At 43.6% G+C, this 19743-nt stretch carries 17 protein-coding genes and 4 pseudogenes; 20 read left to right on the top strand and 1 reads right to left on the bottom strand.

What is annotated here, in order from left to right; all coding sequences use genetic code 11:
- The first annotated feature begins 226 nt into the window (after positions 1-226).
- The 12 genes and pseudogenes from ppc (at position 227) to CVD19_RS15485 (ending at position 13459) form a co-directional block, all read left to right on the top strand.
- Complete coding sequence (gene ppc, locus CVD19_RS15540; RefSeq protein WP_101583008.1) at positions 227-2989, top strand: phosphoenolpyruvate carboxylase; 2763 nt, start codon at positions 227-229, stop codon at positions 2987-2989.
- Between the two features lie 174 nt (positions 2990-3163).
- Complete coding sequence (locus CVD19_RS15535) at positions 3164-3532, top strand: ArsR/SmtB family transcription factor (RefSeq protein WP_101583005.1); 369 nt, start codon at positions 3164-3166, stop codon at positions 3530-3532.
- On the top strand, positions 3525-5660 hold the full coding sequence (locus tag CVD19_RS15530) for a heavy metal translocating P-type ATPase (protein ID WP_101583003.1): 2136 nt from the start codon (positions 3525-3527) through the stop codon (positions 5658-5660). Before CVD19_RS15535 ends, CVD19_RS15530 begins: the two co-directional genes overlap by 8 nt.
- Before the next feature lie 298 nt (positions 5661-5958).
- Positions 5959-6813 (top strand): MurR/RpiR family transcriptional regulator, encoded by an 855-nt coding sequence (locus CVD19_RS15525; RefSeq protein WP_101583001.1) that lies wholly within the window; start codon positions 5959-5961, stop codon positions 6811-6813.
- Positions 6814-6831: 18 nt separating this feature from the next.
- Positions 6832-7971, top strand: a complete 1140-nt coding sequence (locus tag CVD19_RS15520) for an amidohydrolase (RefSeq protein ID WP_308314876.1) — start codon at positions 6832-6834, stop codon at positions 7969-7971.
- Positions 7972-8008: 37 nt separating this feature from the next.
- A complete protein-coding gene (locus CVD19_RS15515; RefSeq protein ID WP_142383538.1) occupies positions 8009-9487 on the top strand; it encodes an amino acid permease in 1479 nt (492 codons plus the stop codon).
- A 15-nt stretch (positions 9488-9502) separates the two neighbouring features.
- Positions 9503-10330 carry a GNAT family N-acetyltransferase gene (locus tag CVD19_RS15510; protein WP_257985158.1) on the top strand — a complete coding sequence of 276 codons (828 nt, stop codon included), beginning with the start codon at positions 9503-9505 and terminating at the stop codon, positions 10328-10330.
- A gap of 40 nt (positions 10331-10370) precedes the next feature.
- Positions 10371-11481, top strand: a pseudogene (menC, locus tag CVD19_RS15505) (o-succinylbenzoate synthase).
- A 189-nt stretch (positions 11482-11670) separates the two neighbouring features.
- Entirely contained in the window at positions 11671-12189 is a 519-nt protein-coding gene (locus CVD19_RS15500; RefSeq protein WP_101582993.1) for a YbaK/EbsC family protein, read from the top strand.
- A 165-nt stretch (positions 12190-12354) separates the two neighbouring features.
- Complete coding sequence (locus tag CVD19_RS15495) at positions 12355-12702, top strand: ArsR/SmtB family transcription factor (protein WP_101582991.1); 348 nt, start codon at positions 12355-12357, stop codon at positions 12700-12702.
- 18 nt (positions 12703-12720) lie between these two features.
- Positions 12721-13050 (top strand): annotated as a pseudogene (locus tag CVD19_RS15490) (ArsB/NhaD family transporter); the annotation flags it as partial.
- 20 nt (positions 13051-13070) lie between these two features.
- Positions 13071-13459 (top strand): annotated as a pseudogene (locus CVD19_RS15485) (arsenate reductase/protein-tyrosine-phosphatase family protein).
- Between the two features lie 210 nt (positions 13460-13669).
- On the opposite strand, the gene CVD19_RS15480 reads toward CVD19_RS15485, so the two are convergent.
- On the bottom strand, positions 13670-14932 hold the full coding sequence (locus tag CVD19_RS15480; protein WP_101582987.1) for a TolB family protein: 1263 nt from the start codon (positions 14930-14932) through the stop codon (positions 13670-13672).
- 494 nt (positions 14933-15426) lie between these two features.
- On the opposite strand from CVD19_RS15480, the gene CVD19_RS24855 reads away from it, so the two are divergent.
- The 8 genes and pseudogenes from CVD19_RS24855 (at position 15427) to CVD19_RS15445 (ending at position 19401) form a co-directional block, all read left to right on the top strand.
- Positions 15427-15603 carry a hypothetical protein gene (locus tag CVD19_RS24855; RefSeq protein ID WP_180953652.1) on the top strand — a complete coding sequence of 59 codons (177 nt, stop codon included), beginning with the start codon at positions 15427-15429 and terminating at the stop codon, positions 15601-15603.
- 64 nt (positions 15604-15667) lie between these two features.
- Complete coding sequence (locus tag CVD19_RS25915; protein WP_374702896.1) at positions 15668-15910, top strand: hypothetical protein; 243 nt, start codon at positions 15668-15670, stop codon at positions 15908-15910.
- Positions 15911-15930: 20 nt separating this feature from the next.
- Positions 15931-16107 (top strand): Hsp20/alpha crystallin family protein, encoded by a 177-nt coding sequence (locus CVD19_RS25910; RefSeq protein WP_374702895.1) that lies wholly within the window; start codon positions 15931-15933, stop codon positions 16105-16107.
- A gap of 717 nt (positions 16108-16824) precedes the next feature.
- Positions 16825-17424, top strand: a complete 600-nt coding sequence (locus tag CVD19_RS15465; protein WP_257985165.1) for a peroxiredoxin — start codon at positions 16825-16827, stop codon at positions 17422-17424.
- 307 nt (positions 17425-17731) lie between these two features.
- Positions 17732-18097, top strand: coding sequence for a hydrogenase maturation nickel metallochaperone HypA/HybF (locus CVD19_RS15460; protein WP_101582979.1), 366 nt, complete (start codon positions 17732-17734; stop codon positions 18095-18097).
- Positions 18087-18269, top strand: a pseudogene (locus CVD19_RS25905) (hydrogenase nickel incorporation protein HypB); the annotation flags it as partial. The gene CVD19_RS15460 and the pseudogene CVD19_RS25905, both read left to right, overlap by 11 nt.
- Positions 18270-18327: 58 nt before the next feature.
- Positions 18328-18792 (top strand): hydrogenase maturation protease, encoded by a 465-nt coding sequence (locus CVD19_RS15450; RefSeq protein WP_101582976.1) that lies wholly within the window; start codon positions 18328-18330, stop codon positions 18790-18792.
- Between the two features lie 87 nt (positions 18793-18879).
- Positions 18880-19401 (top strand): ferritin, encoded by a 522-nt coding sequence (locus CVD19_RS15445; protein ID WP_101583185.1) that lies wholly within the window; start codon positions 18880-18882, stop codon positions 19399-19401.
- Positions 19402-19743: the final 342 nt, after the last annotated feature.

Here is a 19743-nt window from a genome sequence, read left to right as displayed (position 1 = left end):
CCTGTTTTTTGAATATAGCGTTATTCGTTATAATTAATGCAATCAGTTTCGAATCCCTCAAAAAAGGGAAAAGGGTTCTCTCGTCTTCTAATTTGCCTGCATGTTATCATAAAATATATAATTTTTACTGATTAGCAAGTAAGTTAGTAAGGACATAATTCATGAAGGTATGTTATATTAATATTTAAAAAATTCTCGAAACGGTTTTACAAGGGAAGGAGACACAATGGCAACAGAATTGCAGATTAATGACAGCAGTCTTCCGCTCAGGCGGGATGTAAAAATGCTAGGGAACATTCTTGGGGAAATTCTTGTGTTTCATGGCGGGACTGAGCTGTTAAACAAAGTGGAAAAGATCCGGCTAATGTGCAAAACGCTTCGAAATGATTATAAAAAAGAAACATATGCAATGCTGAAACAAGAAATTGCCAATCTTGGGACGCCGATGAGGAAACAAATCATACGCGCGTTTTCAGTTTATTTCCATCTAATCAATGCGGCTGAACAAAATCACAGGATTCGGCGCCGCAGGGAGTACCAGCTTCAGTCAGATGTAAATGTCCAGCCTTGGTCGATCGAAAGCGCGATCCTGTCATTGAAGGACAATCAGATCACTGCGGAAATTATTCAAAATGTGCTAAAAAGCTTGTCGCTTGAGCTGGTGATAACAGCCCATCCGACGGAGGCAACAAAACGTTCTATTCTTGAAATCCAAAAAAGGCTTGCCACCATCCTGCAAAACCTCGACAATCCTCTGCTCGCAAAAAAAGAGCGCAAAAAGCTGCAGGAAAGCCTGTTCAATGAGGTGACCGTCCTCTGGCAAACAGATGAGCTGCGTCATCGCAAGCCAACTGTCATTGATGAGGTGCGCAACGGTTTATATTACTTTGACCAGACTTTGTTCGATGTCCTTCCGGATATCCATCAGGAAGTCGAGGATTGCCTTTCAGAGCATTATCCGGAACAGAAGTGGGATGTGCCGCATTTTCTCCGTTTCGGATCATGGATAGGCGGCGACCGGGATGGAAATCCGAATGTAACCCCTGAAGTGACGTGGGAAACTCTTCAGAAGCAGCGTCGGCTTGTGTTAAAAAAATACAAAGCCGTGCTTGTTGAATTGATGAAGAGATCTAGCCATTCGACCACCAGGGTAAAAGTTAGTGAAGAACTGATTCAGTCAGTGCTTGAAGGGGAGGACAAATACTTAAAAGACGACAAAAAGTGGCCGGTGGAAGCGGAAGTTTACCGCCGAAAATATGCGATTATCCTTGAACGCCTGAAACAAGCGGGACAATCAGGGGTGGGATATCGCACATCAGATGAAATGCTGGAGGATCTACTCCAGATTAAACGGAGCATTTATCAGCATCATCCTGATAATCACAACCTGAAAATGCTTCAAAAGCTGATCAGGCAGGTGCAGTTATTTGGTTTCCACCTCGCCACCCTGGATATCCGCAATCATAGCGGTGAACATGAGGCAGCCATCTCTGAAATATTGCGAAAAGTTAAAATAGCAGAGGATTATGCATCGCTTACGGAAGATGAAAAGGTCAATCTTTTGCAAAACCTACTCCAGGATCCGCGGCCGTTATTGCTGCTGCATGAAGACTATTCCAAGGAAACACAGCAGATGATTGAAGTATTTAAATTGATCAACAAGGCCCATATTGAATTTGGAAAACGGTCGATCACAGTTTACCTGGTCAGCATGACTGAATCGGTGAGTGATTTACTGGAGGTTCTTCTGCTTGCGAAAGAGGCAGGCATTTACCGCCTCCATGCCGATGGAACGGTTGAGTCTGACTTGAATGTGGCGCCGCTGCTGGAAACGATCGATGATTTGACGGCAGGCCCGAAAATCATGGAAACACTGTTCCGGATGCCTGTTTACCGCAACCATTTACGCCATATGGGCGACCAGCAGGAAATCATGCTCGGCTATTCAGACGGCAGCAAGGATGGCGGTACGATGACTGCAAACTGGAAACTATACAAGGCCCAGCTTGAAATTCATGAAATGGCGAAAAAATATCATATTAGCCTTAAATTTTTCCATGGGAGAGGCGGTTCGCTCGGGCGCGGCGGCGGCCCTTTAAACAGGAGCCTGTTGTCGCAGCCGGCTGAAACCCTCGGGGATGGGGTAAAGATCACTGAGCAGGGGGAAGTTCTCTCCTCAAGGTACCTGCTCGAGGACATTGCGTACCGAAGCCTGGAACAGGCGACATCAACCTTGCTGCAAACAGCTGCCCATGTTTCAAAGGAATCTGAGCAGGGGCACATCAGGGATCCCAGGTGGGTCGATGCAATCGAAGAAATCTCTGACGTTGCCTTACGGAAATACCAGTCGCTCGTATTTGCAGACCCAGATTTCATCACCTATTTCAACCAGGCTACGCCATTAAAAGAACTTGGCGAGCTGCATATCGGTTCGCGCCCAATGAGCCGAAAGAACAGCAGCAAGTTTGAAAATCTCAGGGCCATTCCATGGGTGTTTGCATGGACACAGAGCCGCCAGCTGTTCCCGGCATGGTATGCCGCAGGTTCAGGCTTGGAAAGCTTCGCCTCTAAGAGTGCAGCAAATTTAAAAATCTTGCAGGAAATGTACAAGGAATGGCCATTCTTCAGGTCCACGATTGACAATCTGCAGATGGCCCTTATGAAAGCTGACATCACCACTGCGAAAGAATATACGTCACTCGTGGAGGACAAAACAATTGGTGAGCGGATTTTTAACAATATCGTCGAGGAGTACAGCAAAACGAAAGACATTCTCCTGAAAATTACCTGCGATGAAGAACTGCTTGACCACACGCCGAACATAAAGGATTCCGTTTACCGTCGCAACCCGTATGTTGACCCGCTGAACTTCATTCAGGTGGAACTGATCAAAGAGCTTCGCAGCCAGGAAGAACCGGATGACGAGCTGTTAACCCAGGTTCTGTTGACCATCAGCGGCGTATCGGCCGGGATGCGCAATACAGGTTGATAGCTGAGGAAAGAATAGTAGATGGGCAGAGCAACAATCATTTTGGTTGTTGCTCTTTTTATATTAGAAAAATTATATTTTTGAATAAATATTCAAACATTTATTTGACCGTTAGCATAATATGGCATATACTAATATTCAAATGAATGTTTGACTAATCCGAGGTGAAGACAATTGAAGCATGATGACAATTGCGAAGTGACTTGTGTGGATGAGGAAAAAGTAAGCCGGGTTAAGGATTCGATTTCGAATCAAAATACTATGGCGGTTGTCCAGATTTTTAAAGCCCTGTCTGACGATACAAGAATCAAAATTGCTTATGCACTAAGCAGGGAAGAGGAGCTCTGTGTGTGTGATGTCGCCAATATCGTGGGCTGCACGACTGCTACTGCTTCCCATCATTTACGGCTGCTCAGGAATCAAGGACTGGCAAAATACCGGAAAGAAGGAAAATTAGTTTTTTACGCTTTGGATGACGATCATGTTAAACAATTGATAGAAATCGCCTTTGCGCATCAAAGGGAGGCCAGGACAATTGGATAAGGCGTTGGAAAGTTCAGCAGAAAAGACGGTATACAGGATACAGGGTTTCAGCTGAGCTGGCTGTGCGGCAAAGTTCGAAACGAACGTAAAACACCTGGATGGTGTTTCTGATGCAAGTGTAAATTTTGGTGCCTCTAAACTGACGGTTTATGGTGAAACAACCATCAAAGATCTGGAAAAAGCAGGTGCCTTTGAAAATTTAAAAGTAATTCATGAAAACCAGCGGTTTGAAGACATGAAAGAGCCATTTTTAAAAAAGCATTCAACTGTAATCGCCTCTTTAGTTTTGCTAGTCATTGGATGGTTATCAGGCCATTTTAACGGAGAGGCAAGCACCACGGCTGTTATATCATACGCAGCAGCTATTATAATAGGCGGTTATCGCCTGTTTACTACAGGGTTTAAAAATTTAATCCGATTTGAGTTTGACATGAAAACCCTCATGACCATAGCTGTGATCGGGGCGGCATTCATTGGGGAATGGGGAGAAGGGGCGGCAGTTGTCATCCTGTTCGCGATTAGTGAGGCTCTTGAAACGTACTCGATGGATAAGGCTCGGCAATCGATTCGCTCCTTGATGGATATCGCTCCAAAAGAAGCTTTAATCCGGAGTGGGAATCTGGAAGTCACTGTGGGCGTCGACCAAATTCAAGTGGGCGATATCATGATTGTGAAACCAGGACAAAAAATCGCCATGGACGGAATCGTGGTTAAAGGATCATCTTCCATTAATCAGGCGGCCATCACTGGGGAGTCGGTGCCTGTCTTCAAAGCGTTAGGGGATGAAGTTTTTGCTGGGACCTTAAATGAAGAGGGTCTCATTGAAATACGTGTGACCAGACGTGTTGACGATACGACGATTGCCAAAATCATTCATTTGGTCGAAGAGGCCCAGGCAGAACGGGCACCTTCCCAGGCATTTGTGGACCGGTTTGCCAAATACTATACCCCTGTGATCATACTCGTTGCTTTCGGTGTTGCGATACTGCCTCCGTTATTCTTTGGAGGGGATTGGGATAAGTGGATTTACCAAGGCCTGGCCGTACTCGTAGTCGGTTGCCCTTGTGCTCTTGTCATATCGACGCCTGTTGCCATTGTGACAGCGATCGGAAATGCTGCCCGAAATGGCGTATTAATTAAAGGCGGAATCCATCTGGAACAAATGGGAGCCGTTAAGGCTATAGCCTTCGACAAAACCGGCACCTTGACCAAAGGTGTTCCTGTCGTGACGGACTACCTTCCACAAGGAAACTATGATGCCAATGATCTGCTTACTATTATTGCCGCTCTGGAATATGGATCACAGCATCCACTGGCTTCGGCGTTCATAAGAAAAGCCGAAAAAGAAAACCTGCCATACCAGAGCATGGCCGTTGAAGGATTTGCCTCGATTACAGGCAAAGGGATCAAAGGGCAAGTGGGGGATATAACCTACCATATAGGGAGCCCAAATTTGTTTGAAGAGCTGATCACTACTGGCATCCCTTCATATTTAAAACAAACGGTAGCCACGCTGCAAAACGAGGGGAAAACGGTTATGGTGGCAGGTACGGAAAATGAAGTGTTGGCCTTGGTGGCGGTTGCGGATGAACTTAGGGCAAACAGCAAAGATGTTATCAAGAGGCTGCATGCCCTTGGAATTCAAAAGACGATCATGCTGACGGGAGATAATACAGGAACAGCCCATGCCATTGGTGAACAGGCCGGCGTTTCCGACATCAAGGCCGAACTCCTCCCACATGGTAAACTGGCTTTCATTAAAGAGTTAAAAGAAAAGCACAATAAGGTAGCCATGGTGGGGGATGGTGTGAATGATGCCCCTGCGCTGGCTGCCTCAACAGTCGGAATTGCAATGGGCGGGGCGGGAACAGATACAGCGCTAGAGACAGCTGATATCGCTTTAATGGCTGATGACCTTGGGAAATTACCTTTTACGCTAAAACTCAGCAGAAAAACATTAGGCATCATTAAACAAAACATCGCTTTCTCACTCGGGATCAAGCTGTTCGCTCTTTTATTAGTGATTCCTGGCTGGCTCACTCTTTGGATTGCGATATTCGCGGATATGGGTGCGACACTGATTGTCACACTTAATGGTTTGCGGCTTCTTAGAATACTAGACAAATAATGAAGGGGGCTTCCTAATTTGGGGAGCCTTAATTATTTCAGGGTGAACAACAAGCGAAAACAACGTAAAGAAAAATGGATATGACACGTATATTTAGCCATTCACAAAAAAGGCTTCAGGACTTATGTCTCTGGAAGCCTTTTTCAATATTCCTAGGCCAGATTGAGTTTATATAATAATCAAAAAAGTCTTTTTATTGATTGTTTATTTATGATAATGTATAGTTATTCGAAGAAATAACTTCTTCATATCATCATGGGTGAAGGATTTCCTTCATTCAAATGGAAGGAGCGGACATATGGAAAAGCTTCCTTTTAAGACATTGGTGAAACAAAAGTTTGCACATTTATCGGCTGGCCAGAAAAAAGTGGCCGCTTATCTGATACGTAATCTTGAGGAAGCCGCTTTTAAAACTGCTTTTCAGATTGGGAAAGAGGCGAAGGTCAGTGAGACGACTGTCATCAGGCTTTCCTATGCATTGGGATTTGATAGTTTTAGTGAAATGCAGTCTAACATTCAAGATCACCTGCTTAAACAAAACAAGACGGATAAAGTGCCGGGGACAGGCAAGCAACAGGCAAATGCCACAAACGACCCGTTTGCAAAAGTGATTGAAAACGAAATTCATATACTCCGCCAAATGTTGAACCCTACAAACATAGAGGATATTTGGAAAACTGTCGATTCCCTCATACAGGCGGACCAGGTTTTGATTGCAGGTTACCGGATTTCCCATGCGGCAGCCTACTGGTTCTCGTATATTCTGAGCTCCCTCAGGGGAAATGTGAGCTTATGCTCAACCGCGGGTGATTTCTATGAGAAATTCTCCAATCTGACAAGCAAATCTGTTGTCGTCGTTTTTTCCTTTCCAAGGTATGCACCTGAAACGCTGAAAATTGCAGAGTGTGCGAAAGAACATAAAGTCAGGCTCATTTCGATCACAGACCGCCTGCTTTCCCCGGTTGGCCAGCTCGCATATATTACTCTTGCGACTGAAGAAAATGCACAAACAGGAACGAATTCAATCGCTTCCGTTATAAGCTTACTAGAATTGATCATTGAGGGCATTCTTGAAAAAGACCACAAAAGGGCCCAGGTTCACCAGCAAAAATTAGAAAAGCTATATTCGAACTATGAAGTGTTTGTTGAGTAGCGGTTAAGAGAATAAGAGGTGAGATTATTGAATCCAATAGACTACTTCGACCAGCATAGAGAATCATTAATGAAGACTTACCACAACCTCCACACCCTTGCGGAGCCCAGCTGGGAGGAAGCGAAGACGTCCGAATACATAAAGGGCTGCCTGCAACGGGCCGGATTAACCGTACACACCTTTCACGGACATTACGGCCTCATTGCGGAAATACCAGGACAGACGAATCAAGTCGTCGCATTAAGGGCAGATATGGATGCCCTCGTCCAGGAAGTCAATGGAAAGGTAAAACCAAACCATTCATGCGGGCATGATGCCCACAGCACGATGGTTCTGCACACGGCACTTGCGATTGCCGCAAGCGGGATGTCGCCGAGGCACACTCTCCGTTTTATTTTTCAGCCTGCCGAGGAAAAGGGGGAAGGGGCCCTGCGAATGATGGTTGAAGGAGCATTGAAGGATGTTGCCTATTTATTTGGCGTCCATCTCCGCCCCGAGTCGGAAGTGCCTTATATGAAGGCATCACCTGTCATCGTGCATGGTGCGGCATTAACCATCAACGGCAGCATCAAAGGCCGGCAGGCGCACGCCGCCCGGCCACACGAGGGCATTAACGTCATTGAAGCAGCCGCGGTGCTTGTCCATGATCTGAAGCAGATCCAGCTCGATACGGAGGTTCCTTATTCGATCAAGATGACAAAGCTCCAGACAGAAAACGAAGCAGCCAATGTAATCCCCGAAACAGCGCGTTTCGCGATTGATGCGAGGGCCCAGTCAAATGAAGTAATGGAGCGGATTATCCAGTGCGCAGAGGCAGCCTTCAAAATAGCAGAGGAAAAGACCGGGGCAAGTCTGTACTGGACATTGGATGAATATGTACCGGCAGCCTCCTTGAATCAAAATGCGATGGAACTGGCTGAATCGGCAATCGCAAAGATTATCGGTAAAGAAAATGTCATTCCAGTCTGCTTATCCCAAGGCGGTGAGGATTTTCATTTCTACACAGCCAAAAATCCATCATTGCAGGCGACGATGATTGGATTGGGTTGTGGCCTGTCTCCAGGCCTGCACCATCCGCAAATGAATTTTAACCTCGAAGCACTGGTGTACGGAGCGAAGATATTAACCGAAACGGTATGGCTTGCATCAGAAACATAGAAGATATAAACAATAAAAATAAATGAAGAGGTGTAATATGGAAGACACAAAAGTGAAACCTAAATTGTTCACCCAGCCCGGGACACATGAACACTTGGAAAGAAAGCTGAAGACAAGGCATTTGACGATGATCGCAATCGGCGGGACGATTGGGACGGGCCTGTTTTTGGCGAGCGGCACAACGATCGCGACCGCCGGGCCGGGAGGAGCGCTCGCTGCATACATCATTGCCGGGATCATGGTTTATTTTTTAATGATGAGCCTAGGTGAGATGGCGGCATTCATTCCGGTTACCGGTTCTTTCAGCACTTACACATCAAGGTTTGTCGACCCTGCCCTGGGGTTTGCCATCGGCTGGAATTATTGGTATAACAACGCCATCATCGTTGCCCTTGAACTGTCAGCATCTGCGCTCCTTATGAAGTACTGGCTGCCTGATGTTCCCGGCATCATTTGGAGCGTATTGTTCCTGGCCCTCATTTTTTCTTTTAACATTTTATCTGTTAAAGGCTACGGTGAGTCAGAGTTCTGGTTTTCAATCATAAAGGTGGCAACAATCATCATATTCATCGTTGTCGGTTTGTTGATGATTTTTGGAATCATGAACGGAAACGCGGGCGGATTTGAGAATTTCACAAAAGGCGAGGCACCATTCACAGGCGGTTTCTTGTCTATCATCAGTGTATTTATGATTGTGGGCTTCGCCTTCCAGGGAACTGAACTTGTCGGAATTGCCGCTGGTGAAAGTGAAAATCCCGAGAAAAACATGCCCAAGGCAGTTAAACAGATCTTTTGGCGTCTTCTTTTATTCTATGTGCTTGCCATCTTTGTCATTGGCTGTCTGATCAGCTATAACGACCCCCAATTGCTGGATGCCGATCTTGATAACATAGCGGTAAGCCCGTTCACGCTTGTCTTTGAACATGCGGGGCTCGCTTTTGCTGCAGCCGTTATGAATGCAGTAATCCTTACAGCCATTTTATCAGCCGGCAACTCTGCCCTGTATGCTGCCTCCCGCGTCCTGTGGGTGCTTGCGGAAGAAGGAAAGGCACCGGCATTCTTGAAAAAGGTAAATAAGCGTGGCATCCCGGCTAATGCCTTGTATGTTTCAGCGTTTATTGGCACTGCGGCTTTCCTGACATCTCTTTTCGGGGAAGGCACAGTATATACTTGGCTCTTGAACGCGTCAGGTCTTGCAGGCTTTATCTCCTGGCTGGGCATTTCCATTACACATTATCGGTTCAGGAAAGCCTTCATCGCCCAGGGAAGAGATTTAAGCGAGCTTCCTTACGTTTCAAAATGGTATCCATTCGGGCCGATTTTGGCGACGGTTCTATGTTTGGTTGCGATATTGGGACAAAATTTCGGCGCGTTTTTCGGCCCAGAGATCGATTGGTATGGAGCGATTGTCTCCTATATAGGACTGCCTCTATTTTTAATAGTGTTTCTTGGGTATAAAATCGTCAACAAGACAAAAATTGTTCCATTAAAACAGGCTGATTTCAGCCGGGAATAACATAGGGGGATGATCATGATGCAGTCTGAAGAGATTGAGATCCGTTCCCTTCACTTAATTGAAGAGCTTGAGGAAGTCAGGGAGCTGGAAAGCAAAATCTGGGGCGGAGATGATTCCGTCCCGACCCACCAGACGATCACCGCAGTGAAAAACGGCGGATTGGTGCTGGGTGCGTATATCAACCAGGAGCTGATAGGCTTTCAATACAGTTTTCCAGGGTTCAACGGGACCTCGGTGTATCTATGCTCACATATCCTTGCAACAGATGAACAGTTCCGGAACAAAAAAATCGGCGAGAAATTGAAGCTTGCGCAGCGTGAGGAAGCGCGCAAGCTTGGATATTCGCTCATCACCTGGACATATGATCCGCTGCAGAGCGTAAATGGATATTTAAATATCGCAAAGCTTGGCGGTGTCTGTTCGACATATATAGAAAACTGTTATGGGGAAATGGATGATCTTCTGAACAATGGAATGCCGTCCGACCGATTTCTTGTTGAATGGCATATCAACAGCGAGGGTGGCGCAACGTCCAGCACACATGAAGTGGAACTTGACGTATTGCTGGAGAAATCTGTCATTCAATGGGAAGTCAATGAAGAAGGACTGCCAATTCCTTCACGCACGAATGTGTTGCAGTCAGAGCAGCAGGAGACGGCCTATGTCCCGATTCCGAAGGCTTTCCAAGCCATTAAAGAAGCTGACAGTGAAGCTGCCCTGAAATGGCGGATGGTAACCAGGGACATTTTTTTAGGAATGTTCCAGAAGGGGTGGAAAGTCACCGGTTTTCATAAGAATTCTGTACAAGGGATTCCAGTGAATTTTTATGTGTTGACAAAGTAACATCGTCTGTCGACACTGTCCAAACAAAGGAGAAGGGTTTATGAAAATAAACAAAGTCATCTTACGTCATATGAAGCTCGATTTGCTCCATCCTTTTACAACAAGCTTCATGACAGAATATGACAGGGAATTCATTCTTGTGGAAGTGATCGGTGAGGATGGGATTTCCGGCTGGGCAGAATCAGTAGCAATGCTTGACCCATTGTATAATGAGGAAACCGTGAAAACAAACTGGCATATTCTCGAAGATTACTTAATTCCCATTTTATTTAAAAATGAAGTGGCCCATCCTGATGAACTATCGGAAAAATATTTCAGCCACCTCCGCGGGAATTACATGGCAAAGGCGGCGCTGGAGGGTGCGGTTTGGGATCTGTATTCCAAAGGGAAAAATGCTTCCCTCGCAAGCATGCTAGGTGGAACAAAACGAAAAATAGATGTCGGGGGTAAGCATCGGGATCAAAGATTCCATTCAAGAAACATTGCATGTGATCGAGCAACGCCTCCAAGACGGGTATAAACGTTTCAAACTAAAGATCAAGCCTGGATGGGATGTTGAATTGATTAAAGAGATACGCAAAGTATATCCGGACATTCCGCTGATGGCTGATGCAAACTCTGCCTATACATTGCAGGATATCAATACGCTCGCAGCACTTGACGATTACAACTTGATGATGATCGAACAGCCGCTTGCCTATAATGATATCATCGACCATGCCGAGCTGCAATCACGGATAAATACGCCAGTGTGCCTCGACGAAAGTATCCACTCGTTTGAGGATGCAAGAAAGGCGATTAAATTAGGAAGCTGCAAGATTATAAATATAAAAATAGGCCGCGTGGGGGGCTTGACCGAATCCAGGAAAATCCACGATTTGTGCCAACAACATGGGCTTGCGGTGTGGTGTGGCGGAATGCTTGAATCAGGAATAGGAAGGGCGCATAATATTGCGATTACCTCATTGCCTAACTTTTCCCTTCCAGGCGATACCGCCGCTTCCTCCCTGTATTGGGCAGAGGACATCATTGAACCTGAAGTTACTGTGGAAAAAGGAACAATTACGGTCCCAGATTCTCCAGGCATTGGTTATGCACCAAGCATGGAAAAGATCAGCAAGTATACGATGTACAGCAAATCATACAGGTGAAATTGCAGAGGGCTGCTCGTTTCGGGCAGCCTCTTAGATTGGTACAGTTTTTGAGCGGTACTGCTATTAGCGCTCATAAATACCGCCGGCATGCGTCGTGTCTCTACCACTGCGTCCTATTTATGTTGCTTTGCCGCGCTAAAGGATGGTATCATCTTACATATATCGACAGGGAAAGGATGAATAAGGATGTCATTGGAGAGCGTGAAATCCCATTTTAAACAATGGAGCCGTGAAGCGGACATAATGGAATTCAAAACATCGAGCGCCACTGTTGAACAGGCTGCTGAAACGATTGGCGTCCAGCCCGCGCGGATTGCAAAGACGGTTTCGTTCCGGGGAGAGGGAGATAAAGCAATATTGGTCGTCACCGCAGGTGATGCAAAAATCGATAACAAGAAATTTCGGCAAACCTTTCAATTTAAGGCTCGCATGCTTTCCCCGGACGAAGTCCTCGAGCAAACCGGCCACGTCGTCGGCGGTGTATGCCCGTTCGGTCTGGCCAATGATTTGGACGTGTATCTGGATATATCGATGAAGCGTTTCGAAACAGTGTTCCCTGCCTGTGGCAGCACAAACTCAGCGATCGAACTGACATGCGATGAGCTAGTTCAATATTCATCAGCAAAGGGATGGGTGGATGTCGGCAAGGGCTGGGAAGGCGTAACAGTGGCAGAAACAGCACCGCATGTTGCACACAAGGCGTGAGCGCTAACTTGATTGACAGTGCATAAGAGCATACCGCACCCATCATATTCATAGTAAGTTTGATTGAAAAGGTCTGGCACACAGCAGGTCTTTTCTTTTTTTGTAGTTTAATATATAAGCATATGGTTATATAATTATAAAGAGCATTGAAGGGGAGGGTTAAGAATGCAAACCAGCAAAGAAATAGAATTAGTCACAGCTGCAAATATATTTAAACTATCTGGCGATAGTATGCGTCTGGCTATCGTGAAAATTGTGGCGGAACAGGAATGCTGTGTTTGTGAATTTGTCGAGCTTTTTGAAATGAGCCAGCCAGCCATCAGCCAGCACTTGAGAAAACTAAAAGACGCTGGAATAGTCAAGGAATCGCGAAGGGGCCAATGGATATATTATTCCTTAAATAATGACTATCCTTATCATTCATTTATTCAAACGGTCATCAACGATTTACCAAGCCAAAAATTGAAGTTGGATGAATTGGAATCCACGCGAAGAGCGATCTGTTGTGACTAACTAGGAGGAAAAACGTCAGTGGGTTCGGTTATTTTAAGCATTATCATCTTTTTATTGACATTGACTCTCGTCATCTGGCAGCCAAGAAACCTATCGATCGGGTGGTCAGCTTGCGGGGGAGCAACCCTGGTGCTGCTGCTTGGCGTCGTTGACCTTAATGATGTCATACAGGTAACGCACATCGTATGGAATGCGACATTGGCATTCATAGCAATCATTATTATTTCTTTAATATTGGATGACATCGGGTTTTTTGAGTGGTCGGCTTTACATATGGCCCGGGCAGAAATACCATGGGGGACCTATTTTAAAACGGGAATTATACTCACGATCCCCACACTTTTTGTAACTTTGGCCGGTCTGTACATATGGCTGCTGATCGTTTCATAATCACTCAAAAAGGTGAATGTAAATCATGCCGAAGCCAGATGGCTGAGGGCTGGGCAAAAAAATACCTGGGGAATGAATGGGGCGTAAAAAGCGCAGGGTTGGAAGCGCATGGCTTGAATCCCAATGCTGTAAAAGCAATGGCTGAAGCAGGTGTAGACATCTCAAACGAAACATCGGATGTCATCGATCCACAAATCCTCAACAAAGCGGATTTGGTAGTGACGTTGTGCGGACATGCCGATGAACATTGCCCAACGACCCCTCCGCATGTAAAGCGGGAACAGACGCAGAAAAATGGGCTTTTTTCCAGCGCGTCCGGGATGAGATTGGTGACAGGATCAAACGTTTTGCCGCAACTGGAGAATGATGCGAAGAACCCCCTTAGATGCAGCGAAGGGGGTGCTTGCTTTTGTCTAGGCTGCAGCAGATGTGGTCCGTTTCGACCTTGATCTCGCAGCATCCCTTGCTTTCGCCAGAGTTTTGCTCCGTTACGTCCCGCACCTCCTGGATTTTACCTTGTTCCCACCCGCTAAACAAATGTTTATTATTCGACAGCAAACAAAACAAAGGCAGGGAGCTAATCCCTGCCACACTTTTCAGGAAAAAACGAGTACACACCAATGTTCCTGATCCAGATTTCAGCCTTTCTTCCATCGATTTCAGAGCGCCATAGATCAGTTTTCCCGCCAGTACGACGGATCCATGCTACCTTTTTGATCGACGGAATATATTCCGGATCAACATCATCGGCAAAACCGGGGGGATCAGTCAGCCTTTTTTGCATCTTATCAAGCGAGGTATAATACAATGATTTTTTCGGGTGCTGTGCCGGATCGTTGGACCATTCAGTTTCCTTTACCCGGGAGACGATGAACGACCGGTCATCGATCCAGGTGAAACCCATTTCGGCAAAACCTGGTGGGGTGAGGGTGAGTGATTTAAAAGCTGGAAATTCCGTTATTTTTAAATCCTTATTCTTAAAGCCCATCACGATCCTGCCGCCCCCAGCAATGTATGCAAGCAAGTTTTTGCTTGGTGCCCATTGTGGGTTTCCGATTTCAAATATCATCTCGTCAATCACTTCAAATTGTTCTCCATCAGCAGATATCGCACAAATCATATTGCTGTCCATCGACCATGAGGCGGTGGGACATACAATGAAAGAAATCCAGTTACCATCGGTTGAGAACTCAAAGTTTGATGCGTTAATCGCAGGGACACTCACCGATCCTTTTGCAACCTCGCCAGGAATTACAAATAATCTTTTAACATTATCAGTTAAGCTTTTTATATTTTTCAGGTCTTCCGGAAGGGTAATTCTATATAAAATCGGATTAGTCCATCCATCTGGCATAAGGGACGCTGCACCCGATGCAATGAAGCTTTTCCCGTCAGGAAACCAGTTATAATCATCGACGCCTAAAGCAACGTTATTAAATTGATTTAAATCCGAAACATTTAAGACACCGCCGCTCTTAAAGGCCAAGACATTTTGTGTTGGTGACCATTTCGGATTGCTGCCACCACTGAAAATTTTATCGCGCTTTTTCGTTTCGGTATTATAGACCCATATATCATATTGATCCTGGCTGTGGGCATTAGGCTCGACCATTTCTTTTAAGTAAGCGATCAATTTGCCATCATGTGACCACTGTGGTGGATATGCATATTTGGATGGTTTGTCCGTAATCCTTTGTTCACGCCCATCTATTTTGGTCCACAAATATCCGTCCCTTTCAAATGCTACTTTAACACCTTCATCCGCTGGTTTTTCGGCGTTGGCAATACAAGGGAACATCAAAAACAATAGCAAAAGTGACCATCCAACTAATTTATTCATTCTGTTCACCTTCCCGGTTTTTACTGTTATGTTTACCATTTGGGCGGTTTTTGATGAACAGATATAGTGAACTGGGCAGCCAAATTTCTTTCGGGAGACGGAGAAAAACGAAGAAACCAGAAGAAAAAATAAAAAATAATAAGGTGAATTTTTAAAATGGTGGATTATTAAAAAAAATTATGGGAAATCGCTTTAAATCAGTGTTGATAGTAGTTTTTTCATTTTATATATTTATGGTGCAAAGGTAATCATCCATTCTGTGAGGAGGGGTAAGTATGGCAGAATTCTGTATCTATTGCGGACAAGAACTCTATTCTTGGCAACGAGACAGCCCATCTTGCAACGCCTGCAGGGATTCGATCAGGCGCGGGGCTTATCCTGGGGATTTGCTACTATGAAACAGACGATTACGATTACCACCGATCAATGCCAGCAAGTATTTACAGGAATTCAGGGGCAATGTTTAAAAACTACCGTTAAAGGAGGACTGCACAATGGCAACAAAAGCAGGCCGCAGGCGCAGGAAGATTGAACGTTTCCTTAAAGAAGAGTTTAAACGGGTTGGCAAAGAGCTGACCGGACGCCCGCCAAATTTTGCGTTCATGCTTAACAAAAAACCTGAAGGTATAAGAAAACCGGAATTTCAAGAAACATCAATCAATCCTATGTAAGGGATATTGAAAATTCACCATTGAGATTGCTAATGATTGAAATTGAATCAGGAGGCGATTTCACGTGTCACTAATACCATTTGAACCATTCCGCCAGCTTGATAACATGAGGTGGGGATTGAATCAACTCTTTAATTCTGGATTCGGTCTAAGCCAGAATTTCGGCATGCCCAGAATTGATTTATATGAAACGGAAACCGAAGTAGTTGCAACTTCAGATACCCCAGGATTAGAAAAGAAAGATGATGTAACGAACCACATCGATGATCATAATCTCTGTCTATCAGTGGAACAGTCAACTGGATGAACGAAATAAAAGAGGAAAATATGCATAAGCAAGAGCGGTTTACAGCAAGCTTCCAACGATCGGTCCGCTTGCCAGCCAGTGTTTCCACAGAGGAAGAGGCGAAAGCAACATACAGGAATGGCGTTCTTGAAATCCGCATGCCGAAACTGAATGACGAACAAGGAAATAAGAAAAAAATTGACGTTAAGTTTCAATGATTATCCATGACGGCTCCGGGAAAGGGAACTTTCCGGGTTTTTGTCTTTTAGCCGAACTGTCAGGTGGGATACCGGTTGTAAACCATTAATTTTTCCTTTGCTTATTTGGATTTTGGCGCGGTTTGTAGAAATAAGGTCCACAATATTGTTCGTGAGTCCGTACAAATATATCTCCTTTTTTCAGGAATTTTCCCTATTGGTGTGGTAACCTACAATTTCCACTATTAAAGGGATGTCATTCTTATTTTAATGCATATTTCAAAACAAGCTAAAAAGCGACATTTTTTACGACAGCTTTTTTGCATGACTCAAGTTAATAAATTATTTTAATAGCTAAAGCGACTTGCCGCTTGTTGATAAAAGTTTGACAAAGGACCTTTTTTCTTTTTTAGGCTTCTCTGTTAGCGAAAGAAGCTGGTGCTAATATTAGATAATGTTTCTTATAAGATAAGCCAGATTCTGCTTCCTTAATTGATGCTCAATTTAAAACCTAGTATGATAAAGGGATGCTAAGTGAGATGACTTAGTACCCCTTTTAGCATTCATGAAGATATCACTAAAATTCTGTTTTTAAATTGTAAAGTGATCAATTGTAGACTTACCCAAAATAGGCTCAATTGGACAAACAAACATACATACAAATGTATTGAAATACAATTTAAAGCCTAATCATTCAGGTGAAATGAATTGAGGTGAAAAATGGAATTTATAAGGCCTATGGGCGTTTTAGAAGACTGTGCACTTCCATTTTGTGCTCAAACAAATGATTTAGCACCCCTTTTTGTGGCAGAAGCTTACGACAATGTTGAAAAGAAAATAAAAGAGGTTCGTCTGGACAGTTATCGTGGAAAATGGGTTATCTTATTTTTTTATGCAAGTGATTTCACTTTTGTTTGACCAACAGAGTTGGCAGCGGTCGCTGCTATTTATGAACAACTGAAGTTTCTAAATACAGAAGTACTTGCTATAAGTACCGATAGTGTATATTCCCATAAAGTTTTTACTGAGGTGTCTCCATCTGCGTCAAAGGTAAGGTTTCCACTTTTAAGTGACCGAACACATAAAATGAGTAAAGCATACAGAGTACTAAATGAGAAAACTGGAGCTACACTCAGAGCAACTATCATTATAGATCCTGAAGGCACGATTGTTACCAAATTCTTTAACCCTTTAGAAGTTGGTAGAAATGTTTACGAGATTTTAAGGGTAATTCAAGGCATACAATATAGTAGAAGGACAGGAGAAGTGCTCCCTGCTAATTGGGTGCCAGGGCAACCAGGAATTATTAGGGATCCAAAGTACATTGGGAGAATTTAAGGACTGCTCGAAATTTTTAGTGTGTTTTATTTGATTACAAATTATAAAATCAAAGAAACATTTGTTCATTCAGGCGATTCTTAATGGGATCGCTTTTCTTATTGAGGGAGTTCAATAACTAGATATCGTCTATATAAGTATTTTACAGAGATAAAAGGGCTAACGAGCGAACAGTACCAGCTTATTCGAATTTAGAATATACTTAGCTCTTTAGTGAAAATTCTTTCGGTACCGGCATTATCAGAAAGGTCTTTATTTCAATTAGTTTGCATAACTTTAAAGAAGGATAATTAGAGAAGGTGTGATAATGCATGAAATGTCACTTATGGTGGAGGTAATAAACCTGGTATGCGAAGATGCGATCCAGAGAAATATTAATCATGTCAACAAAATAGAAGTTATTGTAGGCGATTTATCTAATGTCTTGCCCGATGCCCTGGAGTTAGCCTTTCTCTTTATGAGAAAACAAGGTTTAGGATTAATTGATGACAATACTCATTTACATATTATACGTGAAGTGGCGAAAGCCAAATGTCAAACTTGCCAGCAAGAATTTATACCGGACTATCGCATAGCAGTGTGTCCTAAATGTCATCTTCCAAACAGTTTGCTCATCTCAGGTGAAACATTTAGAGTGGAATCTTATGAAGGAAGTGATAAAGATGAAAGTTGAGCTTCAAGCCGATGTTCCATAAGACCACAACTTAGCTGCCAAATTTAATAGAGAAAACCTTCCAAAATAATAAAACCCTTGTTATTAATCTAATGAGCTCTCCTGGCGCCGGGAAAACGACATTACTTGAAGAACTTTAAAAGCTTTGGCAAATGACTTTAGCATCGCTGTCAATGCGCCACCCATGTATATCGTCCGGGAAAACACGTAAAAACGATAAAGGTGTTTTAATGGAAAAAATAATGGTATTGGGAATTGGGAATCAATTAATGATGGATGATGGTATCGGCATCTATCTTGTTGAGGAACTTAAGAAGCGTGAATGCACCTCGAACATTAGTTACTTGGTTGGGGAGTCGGATATCGATTATTGCATTGAACAGATTGAAGGAGCAAGCTTTGTGATCATACTTGATGCTGTAATCTCAGGAAAGGAACCAGGGGATATATCCAACTACCCTCTTGCAAATTTACATCAACATGAAAGATTAGATATATCACCACATAACCTGCACTTATTTCACGTATTGGCTAATGAGAAAGATAAAATAAAAGGTTTTCTGATAGGAGTGGAACCTTATGAAATAAGGTTTCATATTGGACTAAGTCAAACGCTGCATCAAAAATGGGATTTGCTTATCGATAATGTAAAAGTAGCCATTAAAAATATCATTACGAAAAAGAAGGAAGATTAATATTTTCTTTTCTAGAACAAAGAGTGCTTGAACTAGAAGTTAACATTACAAGGATGTCACTTATAAAATGCAGGAGGGTGAAAGATGATTAATGAACAAATACAAAATTTGGTGAACAATTTAATTCAACTTGAACACGTTTCATCCGCATTGTATCTAGCCATGTCAAACTATATGAATAAAATAAATCTTAGAGGGATGGGAACATGGCTGAGGTTACAATCGGAGGAAGAACGAACTCACATGTTAACGCTTATGGATTACCTGGTTGATCGCGGCGGAACTGTCGAACTAAGGTCTTTGCCAGCACAACCAATTGGTTTTGGGACACCTTTGGAAGCATTTCAAAGAGTATTGGAGCATGAACAATTTGTAACAAATTCATATCGTCAAGCCTACAATTATGTCTTGCAAGCTAATGATCAACAAACTTTGGTTATCATACAAGATTTCTTAAGAGAACAAGTTGAAGAAGAAGCTCAGAGTCAAACAATTGTAGATCGTTTAAGGCTCGCTCAAAATAACCCTGCTGCTATCTTGATTTTAGATCAGGAATTAGGGCAAAGACAGCCTGCTGCTGCCGTTGGCACAACCGTTCCCCCTGGATAACACTTGTTTATGTTCGTTGAAACAGTGTCTTTATCCCATATATTTGACTTATGCTAACTCCCCTTGTACATTATTTCGTTTGAAATGAGCATTCTTTCTGGCGGCATCATTTTTACTGTCATTTCCAGTACAACAGGCACATGCGGAAGAATTTACAGGCAATTAAGGCAGATTGATAATATCGTGCACCGCGGGCAGCAGATATTCTCATTGATATGGAAGTAGATGCCATTATAAAAGACCATCCCGATTATGTAGATCCTAGAACGTGCAGCCGGAAATGTTGATTCATAAGTATAGAAACAAATAGATAAAGCCATCAGCAAGGGTGAAATTGCAGAT

The sequence above is a fragment of the Bacillus sp. T33-2 genome (assembly GCF_002860205.1).
Lineage (GTDB): Bacteria > Bacillota > Bacilli > Bacillales > Cytobacillaceae > T33-2.
This window is presented reverse-complemented; position numbering and strand designations above follow the sequence as displayed.

Excerpts from the sequence above, each read along its gene's own strand:
- CVD19_RS15525 (WP_101583001.1), top strand. The coding sequence starts at position 5,959 with ATGGAAAAGCTTCCTTTTAAGACATTGGTGAAACAAAAGTTTGCACAT.
- CVD19_RS15510 (WP_257985158.1), top strand. The coding sequence starts at position 9,503 with ATGATGCAGTCTGAAGAGATTGAGATCCGTTCCCTTCACTTAATTGAA.
- CVD19_RS15450 (WP_101582976.1), top strand. The coding sequence starts at position 18,328 with ATGGAAAAAATAATGGTATTGGGAATTGGGAATCAATTAATGATGGAT.
- CVD19_RS25910 (WP_374702895.1), top strand. The coding sequence starts at position 15,931 with ATGCATAAGCAAGAGCGGTTTACAGCAAGCTTCCAACGATCGGTCCGC.
- CVD19_RS15480 (WP_101582987.1), bottom strand. The coding sequence starts at position 14,932 with ATGAATAAATTAGTTGGATGGTCACTTTTGCTATTGTTTTTGATGTTC.
- CVD19_RS24855 (WP_180953652.1), top strand. The coding sequence starts at position 15,427 with ATGGCAACAAAAGCAGGCCGCAGGCGCAGGAAGATTGAACGTTTCCTT.
- CVD19_RS15515 (WP_142383538.1), top strand. The coding sequence starts at position 8,009 with ATGGAAGACACAAAAGTGAAACCTAAATTGTTCACCCAGCCCGGGACA.
- CVD19_RS15460 (WP_101582979.1), top strand. The coding sequence starts at position 17,732 with ATGCATGAAATGTCACTTATGGTGGAGGTAATAAACCTGGTATGCGAA.
- CVD19_RS15495 (WP_101582991.1), top strand. The coding sequence starts at position 12,355 with ATGCAAACCAGCAAAGAAATAGAATTAGTCACAGCTGCAAATATATTT.
- CVD19_RS15500 (WP_101582993.1), top strand. The coding sequence starts at position 11,671 with ATGTCATTGGAGAGCGTGAAATCCCATTTTAAACAATGGAGCCGTGAA.
- ppc (WP_101583008.1), top strand. The coding sequence starts at position 227 with ATGGCAACAGAATTGCAGATTAATGACAGCAGTCTTCCGCTCAGGCGG.